26 protein-coding genes are annotated in these 24566 nt (G+C 66.4%); 19 read left to right on the top strand and 7 right to left on the bottom strand.

Features of this window, described 5'->3' with window-relative positions:
* Positions 1 to 7 precede the first annotated feature (7 nt).
* Both pip and prmC read right to left on the bottom strand, forming a co-directional pair.
* Positions 8 to 949 carry a prolyl aminopeptidase gene (gene pip / locus ABQ039_RS04395; RefSeq protein ID WP_184381346.1) on the bottom strand — a complete coding sequence of 314 codons (942 nt, stop codon included), beginning with the start codon at positions 947 to 949 and terminating at the stop codon, positions 8 to 10.
* 236 nt (positions 950 to 1185) lie between these two features.
* Positions 1186 to 2037: a peptide chain release factor N(5)-glutamine methyltransferase gene (gene prmC / locus ABQ039_RS04390; protein WP_184610366.1), complete on the bottom strand. Its 852-nt coding sequence runs from the start codon at positions 2035 to 2037 to the stop codon at positions 1186 to 1188.
* 200 nt (positions 2038 to 2237) lie between these two features.
* On the opposite strand from prmC, the gene ahpC reads away from it, so the two are divergent.
* The 6 genes from ahpC to ABQ039_RS04360 all read left to right on the top strand — a co-directional run bounded on the left by ahpC (position 2238) and on the right by ABQ039_RS04360 (position 8475).
* Positions 2238 to 2801, top strand: coding sequence for an alkyl hydroperoxide reductase subunit C (ahpC, locus tag ABQ039_RS04385; protein WP_184610364.1), 564 nt, complete (start codon positions 2238 to 2240; stop codon positions 2799 to 2801).
* A gap of 216 nt (positions 2802 to 3017) precedes the next feature.
* Positions 3018 to 4610 carry an alkyl hydroperoxide reductase subunit F gene (gene ahpF, locus ABQ039_RS04380; RefSeq protein ID WP_054591345.1) on the top strand — a complete coding sequence of 531 codons (1593 nt, stop codon included), beginning with the start codon at positions 3018 to 3020 and terminating at the stop codon, positions 4608 to 4610.
* A gap of 79 nt (positions 4611 to 4689) precedes the next feature.
* A complete protein-coding gene (locus tag ABQ039_RS04375; RefSeq protein WP_024940621.1) occupies positions 4690 to 5631 on the top strand; it encodes a LysR substrate-binding domain-containing protein in 942 nt (313 codons plus the stop codon).
* A gap of 478 nt (positions 5632 to 6109) precedes the next feature.
* Positions 6110 to 6532 carry a nucleoside diphosphate kinase regulator gene (rnk, locus tag ABQ039_RS04370; RefSeq protein WP_016900728.1) on the top strand — a complete coding sequence of 141 codons (423 nt, stop codon included), beginning with the start codon at positions 6110 to 6112 and terminating at the stop codon, positions 6530 to 6532.
* Positions 6533 to 6607: 75 nt separating this feature from the next.
* Positions 6608 to 7573, top strand: a complete 966-nt coding sequence (gene tal / locus ABQ039_RS04365; protein ID WP_039530548.1) for a transaldolase — start codon at positions 6608 to 6610, stop codon at positions 7571 to 7573.
* A 332-nt stretch (positions 7574 to 7905) separates the two neighbouring features.
* Positions 7906 to 8475 carry a type 1 glutamine amidotransferase family protein gene (locus ABQ039_RS04360; protein ID WP_016900730.1) on the top strand — a complete coding sequence of 190 codons (570 nt, stop codon included), beginning with the start codon at positions 7906 to 7908 and terminating at the stop codon, positions 8473 to 8475.
* A 330-nt stretch (positions 8476 to 8805) separates the two neighbouring features.
* On the opposite strand, the gene msrA is transcribed toward ABQ039_RS04360, so the two are convergent.
* The gene (gene msrA / locus ABQ039_RS04355) at positions 8806 to 9456 is read right to left on the bottom strand and encodes a peptide-methionine (S)-S-oxide reductase MsrA (protein ID WP_102252716.1); all 651 of its coding nucleotides are present in this window, start codon (positions 9454 to 9456) and stop codon (positions 8806 to 8808) included.
* Between the two features lie 82 nt (positions 9457 to 9538).
* Entirely contained in the window at positions 9539 to 10054 is a 516-nt protein-coding gene (locus ABQ039_RS04350; protein WP_024938253.1) for an SgcJ/EcaC family oxidoreductase, read from the bottom strand.
* A 124-nt stretch (positions 10055 to 10178) separates the two neighbouring features.
* Here ABQ039_RS04350 and ABQ039_RS04345 point away from each other — a divergent pair, with 124 nt between their 5' ends.
* The 3 genes from ABQ039_RS04345 to ABQ039_RS04335 are packed head-to-tail and all read left to right on the top strand — an operon-like array spanning position 10179 to position 13254.
* The gene (locus ABQ039_RS04345) at positions 10179 to 10886 is read left to right on the top strand and encodes a response regulator transcription factor (RefSeq protein WP_039523694.1); all 708 of its coding nucleotides are present in this window, start codon (positions 10179 to 10181) and stop codon (positions 10884 to 10886) included.
* Complete coding sequence (locus ABQ039_RS04340) at positions 10883 to 12793, top strand: ATP-binding protein (protein WP_349778208.1); 1911 nt, start codon at positions 10883 to 10885, stop codon at positions 12791 to 12793. Before ABQ039_RS04345 ends, ABQ039_RS04340 begins: the two co-directional genes overlap by 4 nt.
* A complete protein-coding gene (locus ABQ039_RS04335) occupies positions 12790 to 13254 on the top strand; it encodes a response regulator (RefSeq protein WP_024938256.1) in 465 nt (154 codons plus the stop codon). Before ABQ039_RS04340 ends, ABQ039_RS04335 begins: the two co-directional genes overlap by 4 nt.
* Before the next feature lie 141 nt (positions 13255 to 13395).
* Here ABQ039_RS04335 and ABQ039_RS04330 read toward each other — a convergent pair whose 3' ends face one another.
* The gene (locus ABQ039_RS04330) at positions 13396 to 13626 is read right to left on the bottom strand and encodes a DUF2007 domain-containing protein (RefSeq protein ID WP_016900736.1); all 231 of its coding nucleotides are present in this window, start codon (positions 13624 to 13626) and stop codon (positions 13396 to 13398) included.
* A 1-nt stretch (position 13627) separates the two neighbouring features.
* The gene (locus ABQ039_RS04325; RefSeq protein ID WP_024938257.1) at positions 13628 to 14269 is read right to left on the bottom strand and encodes a glutathione S-transferase family protein; all 642 of its coding nucleotides are present in this window, start codon (positions 14267 to 14269) and stop codon (positions 13628 to 13630) included.
* A 244-nt stretch (positions 14270 to 14513) separates the two neighbouring features.
* On the opposite strand from ABQ039_RS04325, the gene ABQ039_RS04320 reads away from it, so the two are divergent.
* The 6 genes from ABQ039_RS04320 (at position 14514) to rlmM (ending at position 19946) form a co-directional block, all read left to right on the top strand.
* Complete coding sequence (locus ABQ039_RS04320) at positions 14514 to 16253, top strand: glutamine--tRNA ligase/YqeY domain fusion protein (protein WP_228910986.1); 1740 nt, start codon at positions 14514 to 14516, stop codon at positions 16251 to 16253.
* A 217-nt stretch (positions 16254 to 16470) separates the two neighbouring features.
* On the top strand, positions 16471 to 17400 hold the full coding sequence (locus ABQ039_RS04315; RefSeq protein ID WP_184381341.1) for a DMT family transporter: 930 nt from the start codon (positions 16471 to 16473) through the stop codon (positions 17398 to 17400).
* Positions 17401 to 17461: 61 nt separating this feature from the next.
* Positions 17462 to 17713 carry a hypothetical protein gene (locus tag ABQ039_RS04310; RefSeq protein WP_167763021.1) on the top strand — a complete coding sequence of 84 codons (252 nt, stop codon included), beginning with the start codon at positions 17462 to 17464 and terminating at the stop codon, positions 17711 to 17713.
* Between the two features lie 176 nt (positions 17714 to 17889).
* Positions 17890 to 18306 carry a hypothetical protein gene (locus ABQ039_RS04305; RefSeq protein ID WP_080689359.1) on the top strand — a complete coding sequence of 139 codons (417 nt, stop codon included), beginning with the start codon at positions 17890 to 17892 and terminating at the stop codon, positions 18304 to 18306.
* The gene (locus ABQ039_RS04300; protein ID WP_024938261.1) at positions 18306 to 18866 is read left to right on the top strand and encodes a nucleoside deaminase; all 561 of its coding nucleotides are present in this window, start codon (positions 18306 to 18308) and stop codon (positions 18864 to 18866) included. The genes ABQ039_RS04305 and ABQ039_RS04300 overlap by 1 nt, the downstream gene beginning before the upstream one ends.
* A gap of 36 nt (positions 18867 to 18902) precedes the next feature.
* Positions 18903 to 19946: a 23S rRNA (cytidine(2498)-2'-O)-methyltransferase RlmM gene (gene rlmM, locus ABQ039_RS04295; protein WP_102581919.1), complete on the top strand. Its 1044-nt coding sequence runs from the start codon at positions 18903 to 18905 to the stop codon at positions 19944 to 19946.
* A gap of 311 nt (positions 19947 to 20257) precedes the next feature.
* On the opposite strand, the gene ABQ039_RS04290 is transcribed toward rlmM, so the two are convergent.
* Positions 20258 to 21367: a Gfo/Idh/MocA family protein gene (locus ABQ039_RS04290; protein ID WP_046345768.1), complete on the bottom strand. Its 1110-nt coding sequence runs from the start codon at positions 21365 to 21367 to the stop codon at positions 20258 to 20260.
* A gap of 259 nt (positions 21368 to 21626) precedes the next feature.
* Here ABQ039_RS04290 and ABQ039_RS04285 point away from each other — a divergent pair, with 259 nt between their 5' ends.
* The 4 genes from ABQ039_RS04285 to ABQ039_RS04270 all read left to right on the top strand — a co-directional run bounded on the left by ABQ039_RS04285 (position 21627) and on the right by ABQ039_RS04270 (position 24540).
* Positions 21627 to 22529 carry an SMP-30/gluconolactonase/LRE family protein gene (locus ABQ039_RS04285; protein WP_184610350.1) on the top strand — a complete coding sequence of 301 codons (903 nt, stop codon included), beginning with the start codon at positions 21627 to 21629 and terminating at the stop codon, positions 22527 to 22529.
* Between the two features lie 81 nt (positions 22530 to 22610).
* Complete coding sequence (locus tag ABQ039_RS04280; RefSeq protein WP_016900745.1) at positions 22611 to 23333, top strand: hypothetical protein; 723 nt, start codon at positions 22611 to 22613, stop codon at positions 23331 to 23333.
* A gap of 192 nt (positions 23334 to 23525) precedes the next feature.
* Entirely contained in the window at positions 23526 to 23921 is a 396-nt protein-coding gene (locus ABQ039_RS04275; RefSeq protein WP_184610348.1) for an EF-hand domain-containing protein, read from the top strand.
* Positions 23922 to 24066: 145 nt separating this feature from the next.
* Positions 24067 to 24540 carry a MarR family winged helix-turn-helix transcriptional regulator gene (locus tag ABQ039_RS04270; protein WP_024938266.1) on the top strand — a complete coding sequence of 158 codons (474 nt, stop codon included), beginning with the start codon at positions 24067 to 24069 and terminating at the stop codon, positions 24538 to 24540.
* Positions 24541 to 24566 lie beyond the last annotated feature (26 nt).

The following is a 24566-nucleotide window of genomic DNA, read 5'->3' as shown; positions in this document are numbered from 1 at the left end:
GTTGCGCTCAGGCGAACCCGTCGGTGGCGCGCACCAGCGCATCGACATTTTCCGGCTCGAAGGCCGAATGCCCCGATGCCGGGCTGATCTGCAGCTGTGCCTTCGGCCAGACCTTGTGCAGGTCCCAGGCGCTTTGCAGCGGGCACACCACGTCGTAACGGCCGTGCACGATCACGCCGGGGATGTCGGCGATGCGGTGCGCGTCGCGCAGCAGCTGGTCTTCGACCTCGAAGAAACCGCCGTTGACGAAGTAGTGGTTCTCGATGCGCGCGAACGCCAGGGCGAAGTGCGCGTCCTCGTGTCCGGTGACGAAGTCGGCGTCCACATGCAGGAAGCTGGTGGCACCTTCCCACACGCTCCACGCCTTGGCCGCGGCCAGACGCGTGGCTTCGTCGTCGCTGGTCAGGCGGCGATGGAAGGCGGAGATCAGATCGGCGCGCTCCACCACTGGAATCGCGTTGACGTAGTGCTCCCAGGCATCCGGAAACAGCCGGCTGGCGCCCTGCTGATAGAACCATTCCAGCTCGAAACGGCGCAGCAGGAAGATGCCGCGCAGCACCAGCTCGGTGACCTGCTGCGGATGGGTCTGCGCATAGGCCAGCGCCAGGGTCGAGCCCCAGCTGCCACCGAACACCTGCCAGCGCGCGATGCCCAGGTGTTCGCGCAGGCGCTCGATATCGGCAACCAGGTCCCAGGTGGTGTTGTCCACCAGATCGGCATGCGGGGTGGAACGGCCTGCGCCGCGCTGGTCGAACAGCACGATGCGGTACTTGGCCGGGTCATGGAAGCGCCGCATCTTGTCATTGCAACCGCCGCCGGGGCCGCCGTGCAGCATCACCACCGGCTTGCCCTGCGGATTGCCGCACTGCTCGAAATACAGCGTATGGCGGTCGTCGACCTGGAGGGTGCCGTGGTCGTACGGCGTGATCTCGGGATAGAGCGTGCGCATGCGTCGGTCCTGCGGGAAACCGCTAGTGTATCGGCACCCGGTCTACACACGCGGGCGCCCCATGCGATCGAGCCAGAGCGGGCGCACGGCGAAGCGCGAAGGAGTGGAGCGACGGAGCCAGGCTCCTGCACGCAGCGTCGGACGGGCGCGGTCGGTGCCCGGAAGCGGCATGTCCTGTTTCAGCTCCGAGCGCGCCGTCCCCCCTCCACCTGGCGACCGCTCCGTGGCCCGCCGCGCTAGCCCGCAGCGGGCGACCAGCGCCCCGACGTCACCCGGTCACGCTGCTCCAGGTCCTGATGCGTGGCCACCGCGTCGAAGCCACGCGCCTGCAGCAGCCCGGCCACCGCCGCGCCCTGGTCCCAGCCGTGTTCGAGCAGCAGCCAGCCGCCCGGCAGCAAATGCGCAGGCGCATCGGCGACGATCAGGCGGATGTCGTCCAGGCCATCGGGGCCGGAAGCCAGCGCACTGGCCGGCTCGTAGCGCAGGTCGCCTTCGCCCAGATGCGGATCCTGCGCGGCGACATACGGCGGGTTGCTGGCGATCAGGTCGAAGCGCTCGCCGGCCAGCGGCGCAAACCAGTTGCCTTGCCGGCATTCGACATTGCGCAAGCGGTGGTTGTCGGCATTGCGCCGGGCAACCGCCAGCGCCGCCGCGCTGGCATCGGTGGCGATCACCTGTGCCTGCGGCCGCTCGCTGGCGATGGCCAGCGCGATCGCGCCGCTGCCGGTACCCAGATCGGCAACGCGGCGGCCCGGCCGGGCGTCCAGTCGCTCAAGTGCCAGCTCGACCAGCACCTCGGTGTCGGCGCGCGGGATCAGCGTGGCGGTGGAGACCGCCAGATCCAGCGTCCAGAACCCCCGCGTGCCGGTCAGGTACGCCACCGGTTCGCCGGCCTGGCGCCGCTGCACCAAAGCCGCGAATGCCTGCGCGACCGACGGCTCGACCGGATCGCGGCCATGCGCGAACAGCCAGGCGCGGTCGCGGCCCAGCGCGTGCAGCAGCAGCGGCTCGGCATCACAGCGCTCGATCCGCTCGACCGCACGCCGCAGCAACTGCTCGGCGGCAAGACCGGCTGGGTCCTCACTCATACGGATCATTCACTCATGCGCAACATCGGCTGACCATTATCGGAGATGGAATCGGCCCCTGCAGCGGCAGACGCCGTCTGCAAACTCGATAGCCACAGCCTATCTATACAATTCCATCAATCGATTTGAGAAATCTATCGATCCTACCTACCATGGCGACTGTTCCATCCCCCGCCCCCTTCATCGCACGAGGAAACTCAATGTCTCTTATCAACACTCAGGTCCAGCCGTTCAAGACGAATGCGTACCACAACGGCAACTTCATCGAAGTCACCGAGGCCAGCCTGAAGGGCAAGTGGTCGGTGCTGATCTTCATGCCGGCCGCCTTCACCTTCAACTGCCCGACCGAAGTGGAAGACGCCGCCGACAACTATGCCGCGTTCCAGAAGGCAGGCGCCGAGGTCTACATCGTCACCACCGATACGCACTTCTCGCACAAGGTGTGGCACGAAACCTCGCCGGCCGTGGGCAAGGCGCAGTTCCCGCTGATCGGCGATCCGACCCACAAGCTGACCCGTGCGTTCGGCGTGCACATCGAAGAAGAAGGCCTGGCCCTGCGTGGCACCTTCATCATCAATCCGGAAGGCGTGATCAAGACCCTCGAGATCCACGACAACGCGATCGCCCGCGACGTCACCGAGACGCTGCGCAAGCTGACTGCTGCCCAGTTCGTCGCCAACAACCCGGGCCAGGTCTGCCCGGCGAAGTGGAAGGAAGGCGCCAAGACCCTGGCTCCGTCGCTGGACCTGGTCGGCAAGATCTAAACCGACTGACACCTCCGGCCTGTGGTTGAGGCCGGAGCATCTCCGGCCCAGCACAGGGCCGGGGGTGAACCGGAGCCGGTGCCGGGCTGCCCGCCAGCCATCGCCAGCACGCATTCCCGACATCGCGCCGGCTGCGGTTCATCCCCTTCCTCCCCGGCGACCTGCCTCGGCGCAGCGACGCCACGCCCTCCCCTTGCCCATTCCCAGGAGTTCTCCATGTTGGATGCCAACCTCAAGACCCAGCTGACCGCCTACCTGGAACGGGTTACCCGTCCGATCCAGATCAATGCCTCGATCGACGAAAGCGCCGGCTCGCGCGAAATGCTCGACCTGCTGGAGGATCTGGTGCTGCTGTCGGACAAGATCAGCCTGGACATCCACCGCGATGACAACCAGCGCAAGCCCTCGTTCGCGCTGACCACGCCGGGCCAGGACATCTCGCTGCGCTTTGCCGGCCTGCCGATGGGCCATGAGTTCACCTCGCTGGTGCTGGCGCTGCTGCAGGTGGGCGGTCACCCGTCCAAGGCCGCCGCCGAGCTGATCGAGCAGGTGCAGCACCTGGATGGCGACTACCAGTTCGAAACCTATTTCTCGCTGTCGTGCCAGAACTGCCCTGACGTGGTGCAGGCGCTGAATCTTGCCGCCGTGCTCAACCCGCGCATCAAGCATGTGGCCATCGACGGCGCGTGGTTCCAGGACGAGGTCGAAACCCGCCAGATCATGTCGGTGCCCACCGTCTACTTGAACGGCGAGCTGTTCGACCAGGGCCGCATGACGCTGGAGCAGATCGTCGCCAAGCTCGACACCAATGCCGCAAAGCGCGACGCCGCCAAGATCGCCGCCAAGGACGCCTTCGAGGTGCTGGTGGTCGGCGGTGGCCCGGCCGGTTCGGCAGCCGCCGTCTACGCCGCGCGCAAGGGCATCCGCACCGGCGTGGCAGCGGAGCGTTTCGGTGGCCAGGTGCTGGACACCATGTCGATCGAAAACTTCATCTCGGTGCCGGAAACCGAAGGCCCGAAGATGGCCGCCGCGCTCGAGCAGCATGTGCGCCAGTACGACGTGGACATCATGAACCTGCAGCGCGCCGAGCAGCTGATTCCGGCCGGTGCCGATGGCCTGATCGAGATCAAGCTGGCCAATGGCGCCTCGCTCAAGAGCAAGACCGTGATCCTGTCCACCGGCGCGCGCTGGAGGCAGATGAACGTGCCAGGCGAAGAGCAATACAAGAACAAGGGCGTAGCCTATTGCCCGCATTGCGATGGCCCGCTGTTCAAGGGCAAGCGCGTGGCGGTGATCGGCGGCGGCAATTCGGGCGTCGAGGCCGCGATCGATCTGGCCGGTATCGTGGCGCATGTCACACTGGTGGAGTTCGACGACAAGCTGCGCGCCGACGAAGTGCTGCAACGCAAGCTGCGCAGCCTGCACAACGTGCGCATCATCACCAGCGCGCAGACCACCGAAGTGCTGGGCGATGGCCAGAAGGTCACCGGCCTGGTCTACAAGGATCGCACCGGCGGCGACATCCAGCACGTGGATCTGGAAGGCGTGTTCGTGCAGATCGGCCTGCTGCCCAACACCGAATTCCTCAAGGGCTCGGTGGCATTGTCGCCACGCGGCGAGATCATCGTCGACGACCGTGGCCAGACCAACGTTCCGGGCGTATTCGCTGCCGGCGACGCCACCACGGTGCCGTACAAGCAGATCGTGATCGCGATGGGCGAAGGTTCCAAGGCTGCGTTGAGCGCGTTCGATTACCTGATCCGCTCCAGTGCACCGGTCAGCGCCGACAACGTCGCCCAGGCAGCATAAGCGCACTCAAGCCAGCGCCCGGCCAGCCCGGGCGCTAAGCTCCAGTCGTACCCCGTCACCGCAATGAGGGCTGTTGCACATGAATCTGCGTGACCTGAAATATCTGGTCGCCCTGGCCGACCACAAGCATTTCGGCCGTGCTGCGACGGCCTGCTTCGTCAGTCAACCGACGCTGTCCACACAGATCAAGAAACTCGAAGACGAACTCGGCGTGCCGCTGGTGGAACGTGCGCCGCGCAAGGTGATGCTGACCCCGGCGGGCCGCGAAGCGGCGATGCGCGCACGCGGCATCGTGGCCGAAGTGGAACAGATGAAGGAAGCCGCGCGGCGCAGCCAGGATCCGGAAGCCGGCACCGTGCGGCTGGGTATCTTTCCCACCCTGGCGCCGTATCTGTTGCCGCATGTGGTGCCGCGGATCCGCGAGCGATTCCCGCGCCTGGAACTGCTGCTGATCGAGGAAAAAAGCGATCAGCTGGTGCACCAGCTGCGCGAAGGCCGGCTGGATGCGGCGCTGCTCGCACTGCCGTTGCAGGATGAGCAGCTGCATGCCGAATTCCTGTTCGAGGAACCCTTCGTGCTGGCGGTGCCGGAAGGCCATCCGCTGTCGCGCCACGACAGCATGACGCTGGACGATCTGTCCGAGCAGCGGCTGTTGCTGCTGGAAGATGGCCACTGCCTGCGTGAGCAGGCGCTGGATGTCTGCCATCTTGCTGGCGCCCTGGAAAAATCCGAATTTCAGGCCACCAGCCTGGAGACGCTGCGCCAGATGGTGGCTGCCAACGTCGGCGTGACCTTGCTGCCGCTGCTGGCGGTCAAGCCGCCGGTTGCACGCTCGGAGAACATCCGCCTGATCCGTTTCCGCGAAGACAAGCAGCCCAGCCGCCGCATCGCCATGGCCTGGCGCCGCAGCTCGGCCATGACCGCGTTCCTGGAGCAGCTGGCGCAGTTGTTCAAGGAGCTGCCGGAGAGCCTGTTTACTCTGGACCAGCCGGCGACTGGGCCCAAGGCGGTTGCGGCCTGAGGATTCGGGATTCGGGATTCGGGATTCGGGATTCGGGATTCGGGATTCGGGAATCGGGAATCGGGAATCGGGAATCGGGAAATCGTTTCATGGCTGCGGTTGCTTGACGTGTTTTTTTTCACCTTTTCTTGGACATAAACGACGCGCAAGCGTCGTTTTTTGTTTGGTGGGTGGTTATGGCGCGATGTCTCTGGAAGCACCTGGCGGTTGTGGTGTCATTGGCACGTGGTGGACTCGGACGGGAAACTTCAAGTCAGCCACTTGTAGCTGAGTGAAGGCGTGCACCTGAGCGCTGCAACACTGCCGTGCTTGGGTGGTTCTATGGCCACGGCCCGCAACTGGTAGTGCCGCGCCCGCATTGCGCGACCCATCCGGGGCACTGCACCATCTCGCCATGCATTGCGATCGGGCAGCGGCGCCCTCATCTGGGCAGTGAGGCTTGCCATGTTGGCGGGCCGTCATCGTCAAGGAGATTGCCATGACTTCGCAGCACCACAGCGGCTTGCCGCCGTCCATCCTGGTTTCCAGCCACGACCTCGCCCGGCTCGAGGCCCTGCTCGATTCCCCCGCTTTCAACAAGCACCCGGCCGCCACCGCGCTGAGTGACGAACTGGGCCGTGCACGCGTCGTGCCGCCCGACCAGATTCCCGGCGATGTCGTCACCATGCACTCCCGCATCGATTGCGAAGATGAGCTGCATGGCGAACGACATACGCTCACCCTTGTATATCCGCACGAAGCCGATGTGCAGCACGGCCGCATCTCGGTGCTGGCGCCGGTCGGCAGTGCGCTGCTTGGCCTGTCGGTCGGTCAGAGCATCGACTGGCGCACGCCCGACGGGCGCGACCTGCGTCTGCGTGTCAGCGCCGTGCACGATCAACATGCCCTGGCCGGCGCCTGACTTCCCACGCCAGGCGCGCTACCGTAGCGCGCTGCGTCCTATCCACGACCCGTTCCACGATTCGAGAGAACCCGCATGACTGCTCCCTCCAAGCTTGCCCAGTTGCGTGACCTGTCTGTCGTCGTTGCCGACACCGGCGACTACGACGCCATCAAGCGCCTGAAGCCGGTCGACTGCACCACCAATCCCACCCTGGTCAAAAAGGCATTGGATCTGCCGGTGTATGCCGACCTGATCGAGCGCGAACTGGCCTGGGGCCGCGAACACGGCGGCGAAGACCGCACCAGCACCGTCAACGAAGTGGCCGACCGCCTCACTATCGGCGTCGGCGTCAGGCTGGCCGAGCTGGTCCCCGGCCGCGTCTCCACCGAGGTCGATGCCGACCTGGCGCACGACACCGAGGCGACCATCGCCAAGGCGCGCAAGTTCATCGCGATGTACGCCGAGCGTGGCGTGTCCAAGGACAAGATCCTGATCAAGATCGCGGCCACCTGGGAAGGCATCGAGGCTGCGCGCCAGCTGCAGCGCGAAGGCATCGACTGCAATCTGACCCTGATCTTCAACCGCTCGCAGGCGCTGGCCTGTGCGGAAGCCGGCGTGTTCCTGATCTCGCCGTTCGTCGGCCGGATCCTGGACTACTACGTCGCCCAGGGGCAGACCCCGGCCAGCATCGACGAAGATCCGGGCGTGGTGTTCGTGCGCACGGTCTACAACGAGTTCAAGCAGCGCGGCTCGTCCACCGTGGTGATGGGCGCCTCGTTCCGCTCCACCGCGCAGATCGAGGCCCTGGCCGGTTGCGACCGGCTGACCATCTCGCCGGAGCTGCTGGAAAAGCTCGACGCCGAACACGGCGAACTGCCGCGCAAGCTCTCGCCTGCGCAGGCCGACAACGCGCAGATCACCCCGATCGACAGCGACAGCTTCGCCACCGATCTGGCGGCCGACCCGATGGCCACCGAAAAGCTGGCCAGCGGCATCGATGCCTTCGCCAAGGATCTGCAGGCACTGCGCAAGACCATCACCGACAAGCTCGCCGGCTGATTGCAGCACCGCGGGTCGCAATACCAACGCCTGCAGCCTGGTGGCTGTGGGCGTTTTGGTTTTTGCAATCTGGCTGCGCAGCACACAATGCAGCCACGACGCGTAAGGCAAGGCCCTCGCGATGCTGGCATTGGAAACTGCGGCCGGCCTGGGCCGCCGTACTTTCCAGTCACCGTCGAGCTTGTGGACGCATCGACGCCCGCACAGCCGCCACCAAGCTGCCATGCGCGCGCCTGATCGGCGCGCGGTTCGGCGTCGTTCTCCACACGTCGCTTACACCCGCGCAACCCGCACTGCCTAGAATCCGGGTTCCTCAACTGGCGTAGCGGACAATGGCAAACATTGCAGTGGTGATGGTCGACGGCGTGGCCGATTGGGAAATTGGCGTTGTCCTGCCGGCGGCGCGCGAATGGTTCGGCGACCAGGTCGCCATCGCCAGCATCGATGGTCAGCCGGTGCAGTCGATCGGCGGGCTGCGCATCACCCCGGACTTCGCCCTCTCCGATCTGGCGCCGCTGGATGCCGATCTCTGGATCCTGCCCGGCAGCGAGCGTTGGCAGGCCGGCGAAATCCCCGGCCTGAGCGGCCTGCTGGTCGAGCGCGTGCAGCACCAGCGCCCGGTCGCGGCGATCTGCGGCGCCACCATCGCCCTGGCCTATGCCGGCCTGCTCGACCAGCGCGCGCACACCAGCAACGCGCTGGCCTTCCTGCAGGAACACGTGGTGCCGTATGCCGGTGCTGCGCAATACCGGCACGAAAAGGTGGTGACCGCCGACGGCGTGATCACCGCACCCGGCACCAGCCCGGTCGGCTTCGCGCTTGCCTGCATGCGACTGCTGCATCCGGAACGCACCGACATGCTCGCCCAGCTGCGCGGCATGTTCGCCGGCGAGTTCGTCTGATCCGGTGGATTCAGGCACGCCTGGCGCATTGGCTGCACTGACTGGATGCAGTGGGTCGCCGCACCGATCCATCGCACCGATTGGCGGTCGTGATTGACCGCAATGATCCGCTGGGCCGGTTCGCCGCTCGGCCACCCGCGGCGGTGCCGGCGCAGCTTGCGCGCGTCGCAAAAAAAGATGGCCACGCCGTCTCCGGCGTAGCCATTCAAGTTGCCTGGCATGCACTCCCATGCGCTGCCTGATCGTGATGACGCTGCCGGTCACTGTCGGCCATCGGCACGCCGCCACGATCACGTGGATGACAGCGCTTCAATCCGGCCCGCCTTTCCGTCAGGCATCCAGCCCGATCGGGCAGCTCACTCCCGTTCCGCCAAGCCCGCAATAGCCATTGGGATGCTTGGCGAGATATTGCTGGTGATCGTCTTCGGCGTAGTAGAACGTGGGCGCCGGGAAACGGATCTCCGTGGTGATCGCGCCATACCCGGCGGCGTCCAGTTGCTGCTGGTACGCATCGCGGCTGGCAAGCGCAGCGTCGTATTGCGCCTGTGTCGTGCAATAGATCGCCGAGCGGTATTGCGTGCCGACGTCGTTGCCCTGCTGCATGCCCTGGGTGGGGTCGTGGCTTTCCCAGAACGTGCGCAGCAACTGTGCGAACGACACCGACGCTTCGTCGTACACCACCAACACCGCTTCGGTATGGCCGGTCTGCCCGGAACACACTTCGCCGTAGGTGGCGTTGGGTGTCTCGCCGCCGGCGTAACCCACCGCCGTGGTGTACACCCCTGGCAGATTCCAGAACTTGCGTTCTGCGCCCCAGAAGCAGCCGAGCCCGAACTGCACCTGGGCCAGGCCGGTGAACTCCCCGCGCAACGGATGGCCGTTGATCAGGTGGGTGTTGTGGAGCGGTAGTGCCTGCGCGCGTCCGGGCAAGGCCTCGCCCGGACGTGGCATGCGTTGTTTGAAAGCGCCGATTCCCAGCATGGTGCAACTCCGCAATCGTGAGGATTGCCTGCTGGATGGCGCCGGCCGTAGCGGCTTTCAAGCCACTACGGTCAATGCGGCGTTACTTCCTGGTCACCGAGGCGGTGGCGGTGTCCACTTCCGGCATCGCCGAGCTGTGGTGATTGATGATCAGCCACTTGCCGTCGCGCTTCTCGTACACGAAGGTGTAGCGCGCCTGCACGTCGGTTTTCTTGCCGTCCTTGTCGGTCAGCGTGAAGGTGTAGACACCCGCATCCACCGCGCTGTCGTCATCGAGCACACGCACGGTGCGGTAGTTGACGACGCCCTGCGGCTTCTTGGTCAGGAACATCTCGAAGTATTTTTCGATCTGCTCGCGCGAGGCGCGGACCTCGTTGGACACGGTCGGCAGCAGCACACCATCCGGGGCATACAGATCGGCCACCTTGTCCGGATTGCCGGTAGCCAGTGCCGCGTTCCAGGTGTCGAACAGCGCGGCGACTTCGCGTTCTTCGCCGCCGGCCGGCAACGTGGCCTTGTCGGTGTAGTGCATCACGCCGCCAGCCAGCGCCGGGGTGGCAGCCAGAGCCAGAACCAGAGAGAACAGAGTGCGACGCATGGGAAATCTCCGTGTGGTTGAGGGGGTTGCCGCATCGGGCAAGCGCAGTATCGAAACCAAGCGGGCCCAACAATTCTGCCGACTGGCATATACTCAAATATGCTGATCGGCCTAGAGCGAACTCATGGAAACCCCTACCAATGCTGGCGATTGGCGCCTGACGCTACGCCGCGAAGCATCCGACAGCGCACGCTGGCAGGCGCTCTGGGAGGTCGCGGTGGCGCTGCGTCAGGCACAGACGCCGGAACAGGCCTGCGACGCGGTACTGGGCCGGGTGCTGCTGTTGCTGGGCCTGGAACATGGCGCGGTGCTGGCACAGCGTGGGCCACGCGCGCAGGTGCTGGCCAGCCGCGGCCGCGCATTGCCGCCCGGTGCCAGCGCAGCCGGCGACAGTCATGAAGCGGCCTGGCTGATGCCACCGCGCCCGGCCGATATCCGCGAGGCCAAGGTGCCGATCCAGGCGCTGGGCAGCACCCTGGGCATGCTGTGCGTGGCCTGGAACGACAACCGTCCCGCCCCCGGCAACGACGATGTGCAGGCGCTGCAGGCCTTCGCATTGCTGCTGCCGGCGATGGTGGCCGAACCGGCCAAACCGCTCGCCACGCGTCGGCGCAAGCCGGTGCAGGACGACCGCCTCACCGCGCTCAGCAAGCGCGAGAAACAGGTGCTGTCCCTGCTGCCGCGCGGCCTCACCAATGCGACGCTGGCAGCTGAACTGGGGATTTCTCCCGGCACGGTCAAAGTGCATGTGGAGCGAATCCTGCAGAAACTTGAGGTAAAAGATCGCACCCAGGCCGCGGTGTACGCGGTCCAAGCCGGACTCGCGCTATGAATGCAATGGCGGTGCGTTGGAACGATTGGCCGATCACCCGCAAGAGCCTGGCGGTGGTGACCCTGCCCCTGCTGCTGCTGGCGGTGGCCCTGATGGCGATCTACAGCGTGGAGCGGCAGAACATCGCCGCCGAAAACGATGTGCGGCAGACGCTGGAGGTGTTGAGCGATCTGTACGAAGCACACGCACTATTGGCCGAAACCGCGGCCGGCGTGCGCGGGTATCGGCTGGTGCGCCGCGATGAATTCCTTACCCCATACCGCGATGCCGAGCCGCGCCTGCAACGGGTGGCCGAGCGGCTGTCGCAACGCATCACCGACCCGGGGCAGGCGCAACGGTTTGCGCGCATCAAACCGTTGTTTGCGGAAAAAATGCAGGGGTGGCGCCGGTTGCTGGCACCGGATCTGAGCCGCGAAGAAGAGATCCGCCAGCTGTGGGACGGCAAGTACAAGCTCGACATCCTGCGTGCCGAACTGCGCGAACTGCGCAATTACGAAACCGCGCAATTGCAGCTACGTACCGCCAAGGCGCAGGGGCTGCGCCAGCGCAATCTCATCATCACTTTAAGTGCGGCGATGCTGGGCGGCCTGGGCGCGGTGTTCGCGGTGGCGTGGTTCGCCTCGGCACTGTCCGGACGCCTGCGCACGCTGGCCGCCAATGCCGACCGGCTGGGCGAAGGCCTGCCGCTGGCGCCGCAACCGCGCGCCGGCGACGAGCTGGGCCAGGTCGGCCAGCGCCTGGCGCAGGCCAGCGAACTGCTCGCCGCACGTGCCGCCGAAGCGCAACTGGCACGGCGCGAGGCAGAAACCGCCAACCGCGCAAAGACCGAATTCCTGTCGCGCAGCAGCCACGAATTGCGCACGCCGCTCAACGCGATCCTGGGCTATGCGCAGGTGCTGGAAATGGATCTGCCCGAGCCCGGGCATCGCCGTCATCTGCAGCATATTCTCGGCGCCGGCCGACACCTGCTGGGGCTGATCACCGAGCTGCTGGACATCGCGCGGATCGAAGCCGACCAACTGGATCTGAGCCCGGAGCCGGTCTCGGTGCGCGCGGCCGTCCACGAGGCGCTGGGCCTGATCGCCCCGGACGCGGACAAGCACGGCATCGCGCTGCAGCCGGCCGCCATCGACGGGCCGTGGACGGTGCGCGCCGATGCACAGCGGCTGCGCCAGGTGCTGCTCAACCTGCTGTCGAACGCGGTCAAGTTCAATCGCACCGCCGGCCAGGTGCAGGTGAGCGCGCGGCCGGATGGCGAGCAGGTGCGCATCACGGTCGCCGACCAGGGCGCGGGCCTGACGCCGGCACAGATCGAGCGGCTGTTCACGCCGTTCGAGCGGCTGGGTGCCGAGCGCTCGGCGGTGGAAGGCACCGGCCTGGGTCTGGCACTGAGCAAGCGGCTGATCGAGGCGATGGGCGGGCGCATCGGCGTGGACAGTAGCCGCGATGGCGCGCGCTTCTGGATCTCGCTGCCGCAGGGCGAACCGCAACGCAGCGAGCCGGCGCGCGCCATCGTGCCGCCGAGTAATGCGGGCACGGGCGTGTGCCGGCTGCTGAGCATCGAAGACAACCCCTCCAACCAGGCCCTGATCCGCACCCTCAGCGAACGCCGCCCGCAATGGCAGCTGCTGGAAGCGGCCAGCCTGGCGCAGGCGCGCGCGCTGCTGCAGCACGGCATGCCGGATCTGATCCTGCTGGACCTGCATCTGAGCGACGGCAACGGCGAAGAACTGCTGCGCGAGCTGCAGGCGCAGCCGGCCACGGCCGGCGTGCCGGTGGTGGTGATCAGTGCCGATGCCACCACCGCTACCCTGGCGCGCGTCGGCAATCAGGGCGTGCGCGCGTATCTGACCAAGCCGCTCGATGTGGCGGAATTCTTCACTGTGATCGACGGACTGCTGGCATGACACGCGACGAAATCCTGGGTTCCCGCATCCTCATCGTCGACGACGAGCCGGCCAATGTGCGGCTGCTCGAAGACCTGCTGCAGCGCGAGGGCTTCCAGCAGGTCATCGCCACCACCGACCCATTGCGGGTGATGGGGCTGGTGTCGGCATTCGCGCCGGACCTGATCCTGCTGGATCTGAAGATGCCGGAACTCGACGGTTATGCACTACTGGAACAACTGGCGCGGCTGTCCGATCCCGGCCACTTCCTGCCGGTAATCGTGCTCACCGCCGACCCCAGCCGCAGCGCGCGCCATCGCGCCCTGGGTCTGGGCGCCAAGGACTTCCTGACCAAGCCGCTGGACACCTTCGAGGTCGCGCTGCGGGTCTGGAACGTGGCCGAAACTACCGTGCTGTTCAAACGCCTGCGGGCGCTGGCCGCACCGGATGCGGCGCCGCCAGGGTGGCGCCAGCCGGAATGACGCGCGCACATCGTAGGAGCGCACCCGGGCGCGACCGGAGCTGTGCCGATAACACCAGCGTAGGAGCGCACCCGGGCGCGACGTGGCTGTGCCGATGAACGCCACGTCGCGCCCGGGTGCGCTCCTACGACAGGCGCTGCGCTACAGCGCGCGGGTGACCTCGCCGCACAGGCCGATCTCTGCCAGTACCGCCTGTGCCTGGCTCAGGTGCAGGTCGGCAACGCAGACCTGCAGCACGCCGAAGGCAGGCAGTTCCCCGGCACCGCCCAAGAGCGACTCGCCAAACACGAAGGCGGTGATACCGGCATCCTCCAGCGCGTGCTTGGCCAGATGCGCGTCGATGATGTGACTGGCGCGATACGCGATCTGCATGTCAGCCGCGCTCCAGGCGTTCGCGCGCGGCGTCCTGCTTCCACTCGCGCAGTGCCGGCAATGCATCCAGTGCGGCCAGGTAATCGCCGGCAGCCTCGAACAACGGCACGCCGTAACTGGCAAAACGCAGCGCGACCGGGGCGAACATCGCATCGACGATGCCGAAGTCGCCGCACAGGAACTGCCCGGCATGGCCATGCTCGGCGCGTAGGCTGGCCCATAGCGCCTGGATGCGGGTGATGTCGCGCTCGGCAGCCGCGTCCCAGCGGGCCGGGCCGGGCGCGCGGGCCAGGTTCATCGGCAGCTGGGTGCGCAAATCCACAAAGCCCGAGTGCATTTCCGCCGCCGCCGCGCGTGCCTGCGCGCGCACCGACAGCTCGGACGGCCAGCCGCGGCCATCCAGCCAGCGTTCGTTGACGTATTCGCAGATCGCCAGCGAATCCCAGACATGCAGGGTGTCGTCCCACAGCACCGGCACCTTGCGGGTGGGCGAATAACCGGCGATGCGGGCCTGGAATTGCGGCGTATCCAACGGCAGCGCGATCTCTTCGAACGGTACCTGGAAGTGCCGCAGCAGCAGCCACGGGCGCAGCGACCAGGAGGACAGGGTCTTGTCGCCGATCACCAGGCGGGGCAGAGGCATGCGTGGGGCACTCCGAAGGATCGCCGCAGCGTACGCGCCGGCGGCGGTGCCGGCCAGCCCGCCGTGCCGCCTGCAGATGGCAGCCGGCCTGGCTGCGGTCAGCCCATGCGGTCCCAGGCAGCAAGGCGCTTGCGCGCAGGACCACCGCGCGCAGGTGGCGCGCGATGGCCGGCCACTGACACGCCGCCTACCCCTAACCGGTGCCACCGCCTAAACTTGCGGTTTACCTATTGCTGATGCGCGCATGTCCGAGACCCTAGCCACCGACGCCACCGCCCCGGCGGAGAAGAAAGACTTCATCCGCCAGATCGTCCGCGAGGATCTGGCCAGCGGCAAGCACACGGTCATCCGCACCCGCTTCCCGCCCGAGCCCAACGGCTATCTGCATATCGGCCACGCCAAGGCGATCTGCCTGGATTTCGGCCTGGCCGCCGAGTTCGGCGGGCTGTGCAATCTGCGCCTGGACGACACCAACCCGGCCAAGGAAGACCCCGAGTTCGTGGTCGCCATCCAGGACGACGTGCGCTGGCTGGGGTTCGAGTGGGCGCAGCTGCGCCACGCATCGGATTATTTCGAGGTGTATTACCTGGCCGCGGAAAAACTGATCCGCGACGGCCATGCCTTCGTCTGCGACCTATCCGCCGAGCAGGTGCGCGAATACCGCGGCACGCTGACCGAGCCCGGCCGCAATTCGCCGTTCCGCGAGCGCAGCGTCGAGGAAAACCTGGACCTGTTCCGGCGCATGCGTGCCGGCGAATTCCCCGATGGCGCACGCACCCTGCGCGCCAGGATCGACATGGCCAGCGGCAACATCAACCTGCGCGACCCGGCGTTGTACCGCATCAAGCATGTCGAGCATCAGAACACCGGCAATGCGTGGCCGATCTATCCGATGTACGACTTCGCGCATTCGCTGGGCGATGCGGTGGAAGGCATCACCCATTCGCTGTGCACGCTGGAATTCGAAGACCACCGCCCGCTCTACGACTGGTGCGTGGACAAGGTGGACCTGGCCGCGCATCCGGAGCTGCTGCAGCCGCTGCTGGACAAGGGCCTGCCGCGCGAGGCCGCCAAGCCGCGCCAGATCGAGTTCTCGCGCCTGAACATCAACTACACGGTGATGAGCAAGCGCAAGCTCACCGCGCTGGTGGAAGAACAGCTGGTGGACGGCTGGGACGACCCGCGCATGTACACGCTGCAGGGCCTGCGCCGGCGCGGCTATACGCCGGCGGCGATGCGCCTGTTCGTGGACCGGGTGGGGATCAGCAAGCAGAACTCGCTGATCGATTTCTCGGTGCTGGAAGGCTGCCTGCGCGAGGATCTGGATGCGGCCGCGCCGCGCCGCATGGCGGTGGTCGACCCGCTCAAGCTGGTGCTGACCAATCTGTCGGAAGGCCACAACGAGACGCTGAGCTTCTCCAACCATCCCAAGGACGAGAGCTTCGGCACGCGCGAGGTGCCGTTCTCACGCGAGCTGTGGATCGAGCGCGAGGATTTTGCCGAAGTCCCGCCCAAGGGCTGGAAGCGCCTGGTGCCCGGCGGCGAGATCCGCCTGCGCGGCGCCGGCATTGCGCGCGTTGACGAGGTGATCAAGAACGACGCAGGCGAGATCGTCGAGCTGCGTGGCTGGCTGGACCCGGAGTCGCGTCCGGGCATGGAAGGCGCCAACCGCAAGGTCAAGGGCACCATCCATTGGGTCAGCGCCGCGCATGCGGTGGAAGCGGAAATCCGCCTGTACGACCGCCTGTTCTCGGTGGAAAAGCCCGATGACGAGTCCGAGGGCAAGACCTACCGCGACCATCTCAACCCCGAGTCCAAGCGCAGCGTGCGCGGCTACGTGGAGCCGGGCGCGGCACAGGCAGCGCCCGAGCAGTCGTTCCAGTTCGAGCGTACCGGCTACTTCGTTGCCGATCGCCGCGACCATAGCGCCGCCACGCCGGTGTTCAACCGCAGCGTGACCCTGCGCGACACCTGGGCCAAGTGAGTCAGACCGCGCCGGATGCCAGCCATCCGGCGCGGGAACGGCGGCAGGCAGCCGCAGCCGGGCCTGCGGTAATCGGCGCATCGCTGGTGGTCAGCGCGCGTGATGCAGCCAGCGGGGACGGCGCCTCAGAGCGGTATCTTCCGAGTTGATGAACAAGCGCAATGGAGACTGCGTGCCGCACTTCGTTGCATGCTGCATGGCATGAAGGAGCAGCACGATGCGTGAGCGCTTGATGGTGGGTGTTGCCTGCGGCATCGGCGCAGGTGCGTTATGGGGACTGGTGTTTCTGGCGCCGCAATTGCTGGCGGCGTTTACGCCGTTGCAACTGGCCGTGGCCCGTTACCTGTCGTATGGCGCGGTCGCAGCCCTGGTGCTGGCACCGCGCGCGCGCCAGACCGCTGCGCGGCTGGGGCGCACCGAATGGTGGGCGCTGGTGCGTCTGAGCCTGCTGGGCAACCTGATCTACTACGTGCTGCTCAGCAGCGCGGTGCAGTGGGCCGGCAGTGCGGCGACCGCACTGATCATCGGCCTGCTGCCGGTGGTGGTCACCGTGATCGGCACGCGGGCCGCAGGCGCGGTGCAGCTGCGACGCCTGGCCGCGCCATGCGTGTTGTGCGTCATCGGCGTGGCGCTGGTCGCCCTGGACACCTTGCAGCACGATGCCGCTCACCACGCCAGCGATCGCGCCACCCGCATCGCCGGCCTGCTGTGCGCATTCGGTGCGCTGGTGTCGTGGTCGGCCTATTCCATCGGCAATGCGCGCTGGCTGCGGCGGCGCCCGGACCTGTCCGGTGGCGATTGGTCGCTGCTGACCGGTGTGGTCACCGGCGCATTGGCGCTGTTGCTGGCGCCGGCCGCACTGATCGGCAGCGCACCACATGCGCCGATCGACTGGGCCAGTTTCTGGGGCATTTCGCTGTTGCTGGGCATCCTGGCCTCGGTGATCGGCAACGCCTTGTGGAACCGGGCCAGCCGGGTGCTGCCGCTGACTCTGGTTGGCCAGATGATCGTGTTCGAGACGGTCTTTGCGTTGCTGTACGGCTTTGCCTGGGAAATGCGCCTGCCCACGCCACTGGAGCTGGCCGCCATCGCCTGCCTCCTGGTCGGCGTGCTGTGGTGCGCAGCACTGCATGCGGAAGCGAAATGACGCCGGCACCTGATGCACGCAGCGGCCTAGATTGCAGGCTGTGTCCGCCAGCAACGCCGCCATGTGCCTCCCACAACCATGTCCACGCCCGCCTGCAAACACGCTGCGCAGCGCGGTGTTTTCGCTGTCGTTCGGCCTGGCGGCCTGCTCGCCGCAGCCACCGGTCCCGAACGCGGTGACCCCGGCCGAGGTGTTCTGCACGCTTCTTCCGGGCCGGCCAGATGACGATCTGCCCAGCGACCGCCGCGACGAAAGCATGCAGCAACTGGACCTTGCCACGCGCTGCCAGCGGGCGCTGCGCAGACAGCGTTGACTGCATTGAGGCTGCAGGCGTGTTGCGGTCGCACGCCGCGCCCCGGCCAGCGTCGTCAGCCGCAACGCGCGCAGGGCCCCGATCCCCGGGCTTTCCGTAGCCGATCCAGCGCGCGCCACATTCCGCGCATCCGGGGCTTACCATGGCCGCTCACCTGTCCTGATCGGAGCGGCCGCATGTCCCGTCTTTTGTCCCGTTGTCTGAGCACGCTGTTGCTGCTGGCCTGCCTGGTGTCGATCGGCTGCGTGGCCGCACCACCGGCCGATACCGCCGCGCCGCCTCCGGCGACCGACTCGGCAAGCGGCCCGGCCACCGGCAAACCGGTCACCGTGACCACCACCTGCCGCACCGACGCCGATTGCACGGTGAAGAACGTGGGCAACTGCTGCGGCGCCTTCCCGGCCTGCGTCAACGTCAACAGTGCCACCGACCCCAAAGGCGTGATGGCGCAGTGCCAGGCCAGCGGCATGATGAGCGTGTGCGGCTTCCGCGAGATCAGCGCCTGCCAGTGCGTGGCCGGGCAATGTGCCGCAAAGGACGCCCAGGCCGATACACTGCGCCCCGCTCCCCCCTCTACAGAAATGGTCCACTGATGCTTTACGCGCAAGTCCACCTCACGCTGCCCGACTGGATCCACGCGCATGTCGACGACAGCCGCGCCTATCCCAGCGACGAGGACAAGGTGGCGCTGGCAATCGAACTGTCGCGGATGAATGTGCAGGAGCGCAGCGGCGGCCCGTTCGGTGCGGTCGTGTTCGGCCCGGACCACCGCATCATCGCCGCGGCGGTGAACCGCGTGGTGCCGCAGACCACCTCGCTGGCGCATGCCGAAAACATGGCCTACATGCTCGCGCAGCAGCGCCTGCAGACGCCGCGCCTGAACGATGTGCTGTCGCCAGTGACGCTGGCCACCTCCGCGCAGCCGTGCTGCCAGTGCTACGGCGCCACGGTGTGGGCCGGCATCGACCGGCTGCTGATCGGCGCACGCGCCGAAGACGTGATGGCGCTGACCGAATTCGACGAAGGCCCGTTGCCTGCCGACTGGGTGGGCGAGCTCACCCGCCGCGGCATCGAGGTGGTGCGCGACGTGCATCGCGATCAGGCCTGCGCGGTACTGCGCAACTATGGCGAGGGCGGCGGTGACCATTACTGATCTGCCCCGCAGCGATCGCGCACGCCAGGCACTGCGATGAGCGGCCTGCTGTGTTACTGCCGCCAGGGCTTCGAGCCGGAGCTGGCCGCCGAGTTGAGCGCGCGCGCCGCATTCGTCGGCATCGCCGGCTATGCGCGTACCCAGCGCAACGACGGCTATGTGCTGTTCGTCTGCGATGAGGCCGCACAACTGGCTGCCAGGCTGCACTGGCGTGAGTTGATCTTCGCGCGGCAGAAGCTGGTGGTGATTGCCGAACTCAAGGGCATCGACCCCAAGGACCGCATCACGCCGATCCTGGCCGCACTGGAAGGCCAGCCGCGTTTCGGCGATCTGTGGGTGGAACACCCGGATTCGGACGCGGGCAAGCCGCTGGCAGGGCTGGCGCGCAGCTTCGGCAACGCCTTGCGTCCGGCCTTGCGCAAGGCCGGCCTGCTCACCGACAAGCCGCAGCCGCGCCTGGCACGGCTGCATATCTGTTTTCTCGATGGCGACCACGCCTTGCTGGCAGTGGCCGACAGTGCCGACAGCGCGCCCTGGCCTCTGGGCATTCCACGTTTGAAGCTGTTGCCGGAGGCGCCATCGCGCTCGGCGCTCAAGCTCGACGAAGCCTTGCTCACCCTGCTCGCACCGGACGAACGCGAAGCGCTGGTCAAGCCCGGTATGCGCGCCGCCGACCTGGGCGCAGCTCCCGGCGGCTGGACCTGGGTGCTCACCCGCCAGCACCTGCATGTCACCAGCGTCGACAACGGCCCGCTACGCGAGCATGTGCTGGAGACCGGCCTGGTCGAGCATCTGCGTGCCGACGGCTTTCATTGGAAGCCTGCGCAGGCACTGGACTGGATGGTCTGCGACATGGTTGAGCAACCGCGCCGCGTGGCCGAACGCATGGCCACCTGGATCCGCGAAGGCTGGTGCCGCAACACCATCTTCAACCTCAAGCTGCCGATGAAAAAGCGCTGGGACGAAACCCGCCTGTGCCTGGACCTGTTCGAGCAGCAGGCTGAGAAATCGCTGATCGTGCGTGCCAAGCAGCTGTATCACGATCGTGAGGAGATCACGGTGTTGGCGATGCGGGGTTGAGAGCGGGGAATCGGGAATCGGGATTGGGGAATCGTAAGAGCTGGGATTCGGGATTCGGGAATCGGGAATCGTAAAAGCGCGGATTGGTGGCGTTGTTATTGCGGTGGGTGCTGGCGGGTATCGCGGGAGCTGGTGTGGTGATTCACCTGCGCCAGTCGCACTGATGGCAATCCGGCGTGATTGCTGGGTAGCCGCTTTTTGGTAGTCGACTGCACGGCCCTTGGGAATTTCATCGTGGCAGGCTGGTGCGCGCCAGCCTGCTCGTTTCGCTTCGGCGGGCAGCTCCGTCGATTGACGGAGCTTAGGCGCGATCAGAGCACGATTCGCTTGCTGCCCTCGCGGGCCGAGCGGTAGATCGCATCGACGATGCGGATGTCGCGCAGGCCTTCTTCGCCGGGCGCACGCAGCGGGGTGCCGTTGATGATCGCCAGCGCGTCCTCGTCCATCTGCAGTGCCTGCTGGTGCGGCACCTTGGCGTCGAACACGCGCCCGTCGCTGGCCTTGCCGGTCACGCCCTGGTAGCTCTGGAACGGCGACAACTCGTACCAGCCGCGTTCGCATTCGGCACGCAGCACATTCATGTTGTTGCCGAAGCTGGTCTTGCACTCGGCACGCACCGCGTTCGGAAATTCCAGGGTGAAGTCCATATGCTCGTCGACTTCGTCGAACAGCTCGGGGCGATCGGTCCAGCGCTTGGCGGTCACGGCCAACGGCTCGCTGCCCACCGTGTAGCGCGCGGCGTTGAGCGGGTACACGCCCATGTCGTACATCGCCCCGCCGCCGAACTGGGAGCGCAAGCGCCACGGACGATCGGCCTTGGTCGCATCGTGATAGCCGTTGTACCCGGCCTCGGCGCGCACACGCTGCATCGCGCCGAACGGTTTTTCGCTGGCCATCGCGATCAGGCGACGCGTGTTGGGTTCGTGCTGCATGCGGTAACCGATCGTCAGCGCCACCTTGTTGCGCTTGCACGCCGCGATCATCGCCTCGCATTCGCCGGCATGCATCGCCATCGGCTTTTCGCACCAGACGTGCTTGCCGGCCGCCGCCGCCCGCAGCGTCAGCGGCGCATGCAGATGGGTCGGCGTGACGATGTACACCACGTCGATGTCGTCGTTGTCGGCGATCCGGTCGAAGTTCTCGTAGTTGTAGACGTTGCGGTCGGCGATACCGTACTTGGCCTGCCACTGCGGAATCTTCGCGGGCGTGCCGGTGACGATGCCGGCCAGCCTGCAATGCTTGGTCAATGCCAGGCCCGGCGCGAGCTGTTCGCTGGCATAACTGCCCAGGCCGGCCAACGCCACGTTGAGCGGTTTGCCCGGCTTTTTCTTCGGCAATGCCCAGCCGGGCGCAGCAAGCAGGATGCCTGCACTGCCGAACGCGGCGAGCAAACGGCGACGTGTGATCGATTCCACGGACATGCAAACCTCCTTGGCAAGATTGAGAGCGGCTGACACCATCGCGTGCGGTCGTCAGCGACGACGACACACTCGCACGGAGTGTCAGTGGGTACATGCCGCACCGCGCCCACTCACACTGCCCGCAGATGGGCGCAGTGCTGCTGTTGGTCGCTCGTCGGCCAATGCTGCCCGGGCACCTTACTTGATCGTGCGTGATCACCGCCATGGCCGCTGCGCACGTTCTGGCACACTGGCAACGATCCCATCTGGAGCATGCCGCATGACCGCTGTCGTACGCCGCCGTTTCCTGCCGTTGGCGTTGCTGTTGTCCAGCTCGCTGGCGATCGCTGCCGATGCGCCCTTCGTTGCGCGCGACCTGATCGGCGATGGCGCCTTCACCCACAATGCCGAAGGTCCTGCCGCCGGACCGGATGGCGCGCTCTATGCGGTGAATCTGGGCAAGGACGGCACCATCGCACGCATTGCCCTGCACGCCGATGGCAGCGCCAAGGCAGAGGTGTTCGTGACCTTGCCCGAGGGCAGTACCGGCAATGGCATCCGCTTCCGCGACGGGACGATGTACGTGGCCGACTTCACCGGCCACAAGATCCTGCAGGTGAACCTGCAGACGCGTGCGGTCAGCACCTTCGCCTCGCTGCCCGATGCCGACGGCCCCAACGATCTGGCGATTGCGCCCGATGGCAGCTTCTATGCAAGCGACCCGAACTGGAAGGACAACAGCGGCCGCCTGTGGCACATCAGCCGCGAGGGCGTCGTCGCGTTGATGGAATCGGGCATGACCACGCCCAACGGGCTGGACGTCAGCCCCGACGGCAAGCATCTCTACGTCAACGAAAGCATGTCGCGCAAGGTGTGGGTATACGACCGCGTCGACGGCGGCCTGCGCAACAAGCGCCTGCTGATCAGCTTCCCGGACTTCGGCATGGATGGCATGCGTTGCGATGCCGACGGCAACCTCTATATCGCCCGCTACGATGCCGGGCAGATCGCGGTGGTCTCGCCGCAGGGCAAGTTGCTGCGCACGGTCGCGTTGAAAGGCCGCAAGGCCAGCAACGTCGCGTTCGGCGGCACCGATGGCAAACAGGTGTTCGTCACCTTGCAGGATCGTGGCGCAGTTGAAACGTTCAGGTCCGATCGTCCGGGCCGCGAAACCGGACGCTGAAACTGCTGCGCGCGTCGCAACGGTTCTCAGGTCGCGCAACAGCGTCCTGGCATCCTGCAGGTCACCCGTGGAGGACTCCCCATGCAACCGATCGAACTCAAGGACGCGGCTGCCTTCGGCAACGAATTCCTGCGCCTGACCCTGCTGCAGGGATTCCAATCGCTGACCAAGCGCGATCTGGAATTGCTGATCTTCGTGCTGCTCGAACGCGACGGCGCCATCTCGCGCAACAGCTCCAACGCAATGGTCGCGCTGCAGCTGCGGGTGACCTCGGCCAAGGTCAAGGCGCTGCGTCGTGACGGCTATGCGCGCTGGCGCTCGCTGGTACCCGAGGAAGGCGACGCGGCAATGCAGCGCATCGTCGCCAACGTGCTCACCGAAGACAACCTGCGCTCCGGTGCCAAGCACGTCAGCGAGCGTAGCCGCAAGGAAGGCTTTCTGGCGGTTCGCATCGAGCACCCGGACGATGCGCAGCAATTCGAACAGGCCATCCTGGATGTGGGTGCCTTGCCGGTGTACGAGCGCAATCGCGAAGTGGTCGCGGTACGCTTCGACACGCTGCTGAAAGTCGCCGAGCGCTGGGGCTATCTGCAACCGGACCCGCAGGCCACCGTGCGCGAACTGCAAAAGCTCACGCCCACCGCCGAAGAGGTGGCGGACCTGTTGAAGAAGGACATCGCGCAGGTGCGTTGGGAAGACGTACGGCGCGCGCTCAACAGCCTGGGCGCCAAGGCCGTGGCCAGCACTGCCGAGGGCGGTCTGAAGGGCTTGTTGAAGATCGTGTTTCCATTCATCCCCGGCTGAGCCGCTGTCCTGGATGCAGCGTGCGACGGTGCGCTGCGGCCATGGGTTCCGGTTGCCGATGCCGCATCGCGCACGCTGCACCGTCAGCCTAGTGCATGCAGTTACTGTCGCCAGACATCGAGCGCACGTTGCACACCTCAGGACGCCCGACAGCCTCTATGCTTGCGGGCTGTTCCACATCAGGGGGATCTGATGACCACCGTTCGTACCGTTTCGTTTTCCGTATTGCTGCTGCTCGGCGGCCACGCGCTCGCGCAACAGGCGCCGACGCCGGCCAGCAGCATGCCGCTGATCGATGTGCCCAATGTGATTCGCACCCAGCCGCTATCCAGCGGCGAGGTCACCCATCAGGCCCAGCTGGAGCGCCCGCGCGGCGAGTCCAGCGTGATCGTGCGCTCGATCCAGCCCAACAGCGTGGTCGGCAGCTACCGCATCGACTTCCAGGCCATGGATACCGATGGCGACGGCAGCATCAGTCGCGCCGAGGCACAGGCCAACCCGGCACTGGCCGATGAATTCGACGCGCTCGACACCCAGCACAGCGGCCACCTGAGCAGCGAACAGCTGGCCGGCTGGCTGATCCGGTAAGTCATTCGGCAGCATCGCAAACAGGGCCGCGCGCACCCGCGCTACGCAGGCGCGCACGGCCCTTCGTTTATGACCGCCACAACCTCTTGCAGTGCCCGCTTCGGTCGGCTAGATTGTATTTAACGGATACAATTTGGATGGATCGATGAGCGCTCGCCTGGCCCTTGCCGCAGACCTTGGCTATCAATTGCAACTGGCGACCCTGGCCTCCAGCCACGCCGCGCGCCAGGAACTGGCCGAACTGCACCTGACTCCGGCGCGCGTCACCGCCTTGATCCATATCCGCGACCAGCCCGGCTGCGACCAGACCGAACTGGGCAACCGCCTGCTGGTCAATCGCGCTGCCGGCATGAAGATCGCCAACGCACTGGCCGAGCAGGGCCTGATCGAGCGCCTGGCCGGCCGCGACCGACGCAGCAAGGGTTTGTACCTCACCCCGCTTGGCGAGCGCACGCTCGGCACCGCGCAGGGCTGCCTGGCGCGGGCGGTCGCGCGCACCTGCACCGGCCTGCAGGCCAGCGAGCAGCAGACCTTGCTGCGCCTACTCTGCAAGTTGAACGCCAGCGCCACGTTGGAACGGGCAAACGTGCCGGACGCCGCGCTCGCTGAAGAACTGTGACTTCCACTCTGTACCGACTCGAAGGA

This window comes from Xanthomonas sp. WHRI 6108, assembly GCF_040202385.2.
In the GTDB taxonomy this organism is placed as follows: Bacteria; Pseudomonadota; Gammaproteobacteria; order Xanthomonadales; family Xanthomonadaceae; genus Xanthomonas; species Xanthomonas arboricola.
The sequence above is the reverse complement of the archived record's forward strand: the minus strand, read 5'-3'. Positions and strand labels throughout refer to the sequence as shown.

Bases quoted from the DNA above. Each gene is read 5' to 3' on its own strand.
- pip (WP_184381346.1), bottom strand. From the start codon at position 949: ATGCGCACGCTCTATCCCGAGATCACGCCGTACGACCACGGCACCCTC.
- prmC (WP_184610366.1), bottom strand. From the start codon at position 2,037: ATGAGTGAGGACCCAGCCGGTCTTGCCGCCGAGCAGTTGCTGCGGCGT.
- ahpC (WP_184610364.1), top strand. From the start codon at position 2,238: ATGTCTCTTATCAACACTCAGGTCCAGCCGTTCAAGACGAATGCGTAC.
- ahpF (WP_054591345.1), top strand. From the start codon at position 3,018: ATGTTGGATGCCAACCTCAAGACCCAGCTGACCGCCTACCTGGAACGG.
- ABQ039_RS04375 (WP_024940621.1), top strand. From the start codon at position 4,690: ATGAATCTGCGTGACCTGAAATATCTGGTCGCCCTGGCCGACCACAAG.
- rnk (WP_016900728.1), top strand. From the start codon at position 6,110: ATGACTTCGCAGCACCACAGCGGCTTGCCGCCGTCCATCCTGGTTTCC.
- tal (WP_039530548.1), top strand. From the start codon at position 6,608: ATGACTGCTCCCTCCAAGCTTGCCCAGTTGCGTGACCTGTCTGTCGTC.
- ABQ039_RS04360 (WP_016900730.1), top strand. From the start codon at position 7,906: ATGGCAAACATTGCAGTGGTGATGGTCGACGGCGTGGCCGATTGGGAA.
- msrA (WP_102252716.1), bottom strand. From the start codon at position 9,456: ATGCTGGGAATCGGCGCTTTCAAACAACGCATGCCACGTCCGGGCGAG.
- ABQ039_RS04350 (WP_024938253.1), bottom strand. From the start codon at position 10,054: ATGCGTCGCACTCTGTTCTCTCTGGTTCTGGCTCTGGCTGCCACCCCG.
- ABQ039_RS04345 (WP_039523694.1), top strand. From the start codon at position 10,179: ATGGAAACCCCTACCAATGCTGGCGATTGGCGCCTGACGCTACGCCGC.
- ABQ039_RS04340 (WP_349778208.1), top strand. From the start codon at position 10,883: ATGAATGCAATGGCGGTGCGTTGGAACGATTGGCCGATCACCCGCAAG.
- ABQ039_RS04335 (WP_024938256.1), top strand. From the start codon at position 12,790: ATGACACGCGACGAAATCCTGGGTTCCCGCATCCTCATCGTCGACGAC.
- ABQ039_RS04330 (WP_016900736.1), bottom strand. From the start codon at position 13,626: ATGCAGATCGCGTATCGCGCCAGTCACATCATCGACGCGCATCTGGCC.
- ABQ039_RS04325 (WP_024938257.1), bottom strand. From the start codon at position 14,269: ATGCCTCTGCCCCGCCTGGTGATCGGCGACAAGACCCTGTCCTCCTGG.
- ABQ039_RS04320 (WP_228910986.1), top strand. From the start codon at position 14,514: ATGTCCGAGACCCTAGCCACCGACGCCACCGCCCCGGCGGAGAAGAAA.
- ABQ039_RS04315 (WP_184381341.1), top strand. From the start codon at position 16,471: ATGCGTGAGCGCTTGATGGTGGGTGTTGCCTGCGGCATCGGCGCAGGT.
- ABQ039_RS04310 (WP_167763021.1), top strand. From the start codon at position 17,462: ATGTGCCTCCCACAACCATGTCCACGCCCGCCTGCAAACACGCTGCGC.
- ABQ039_RS04305 (WP_080689359.1), top strand. From the start codon at position 17,890: ATGTCCCGTCTTTTGTCCCGTTGTCTGAGCACGCTGTTGCTGCTGGCC.
- ABQ039_RS04300 (WP_024938261.1), top strand. From the start codon at position 18,306: ATGCTTTACGCGCAAGTCCACCTCACGCTGCCCGACTGGATCCACGCG.
- rlmM (WP_102581919.1), top strand. From the start codon at position 18,903: ATGAGCGGCCTGCTGTGTTACTGCCGCCAGGGCTTCGAGCCGGAGCTG.
- ABQ039_RS04290 (WP_046345768.1), bottom strand. From the start codon at position 21,367: ATGTCCGTGGAATCGATCACACGTCGCCGTTTGCTCGCCGCGTTCGGC.
- ABQ039_RS04285 (WP_184610350.1), top strand. From the start codon at position 21,627: ATGACCGCTGTCGTACGCCGCCGTTTCCTGCCGTTGGCGTTGCTGTTG.
- ABQ039_RS04280 (WP_016900745.1), top strand. From the start codon at position 22,611: ATGCAACCGATCGAACTCAAGGACGCGGCTGCCTTCGGCAACGAATTC.
- ABQ039_RS04275 (WP_184610348.1), top strand. From the start codon at position 23,526: ATGACCACCGTTCGTACCGTTTCGTTTTCCGTATTGCTGCTGCTCGGC.
- ABQ039_RS04270 (WP_024938266.1), top strand. From the start codon at position 24,067: ATGAGCGCTCGCCTGGCCCTTGCCGCAGACCTTGGCTATCAATTGCAA.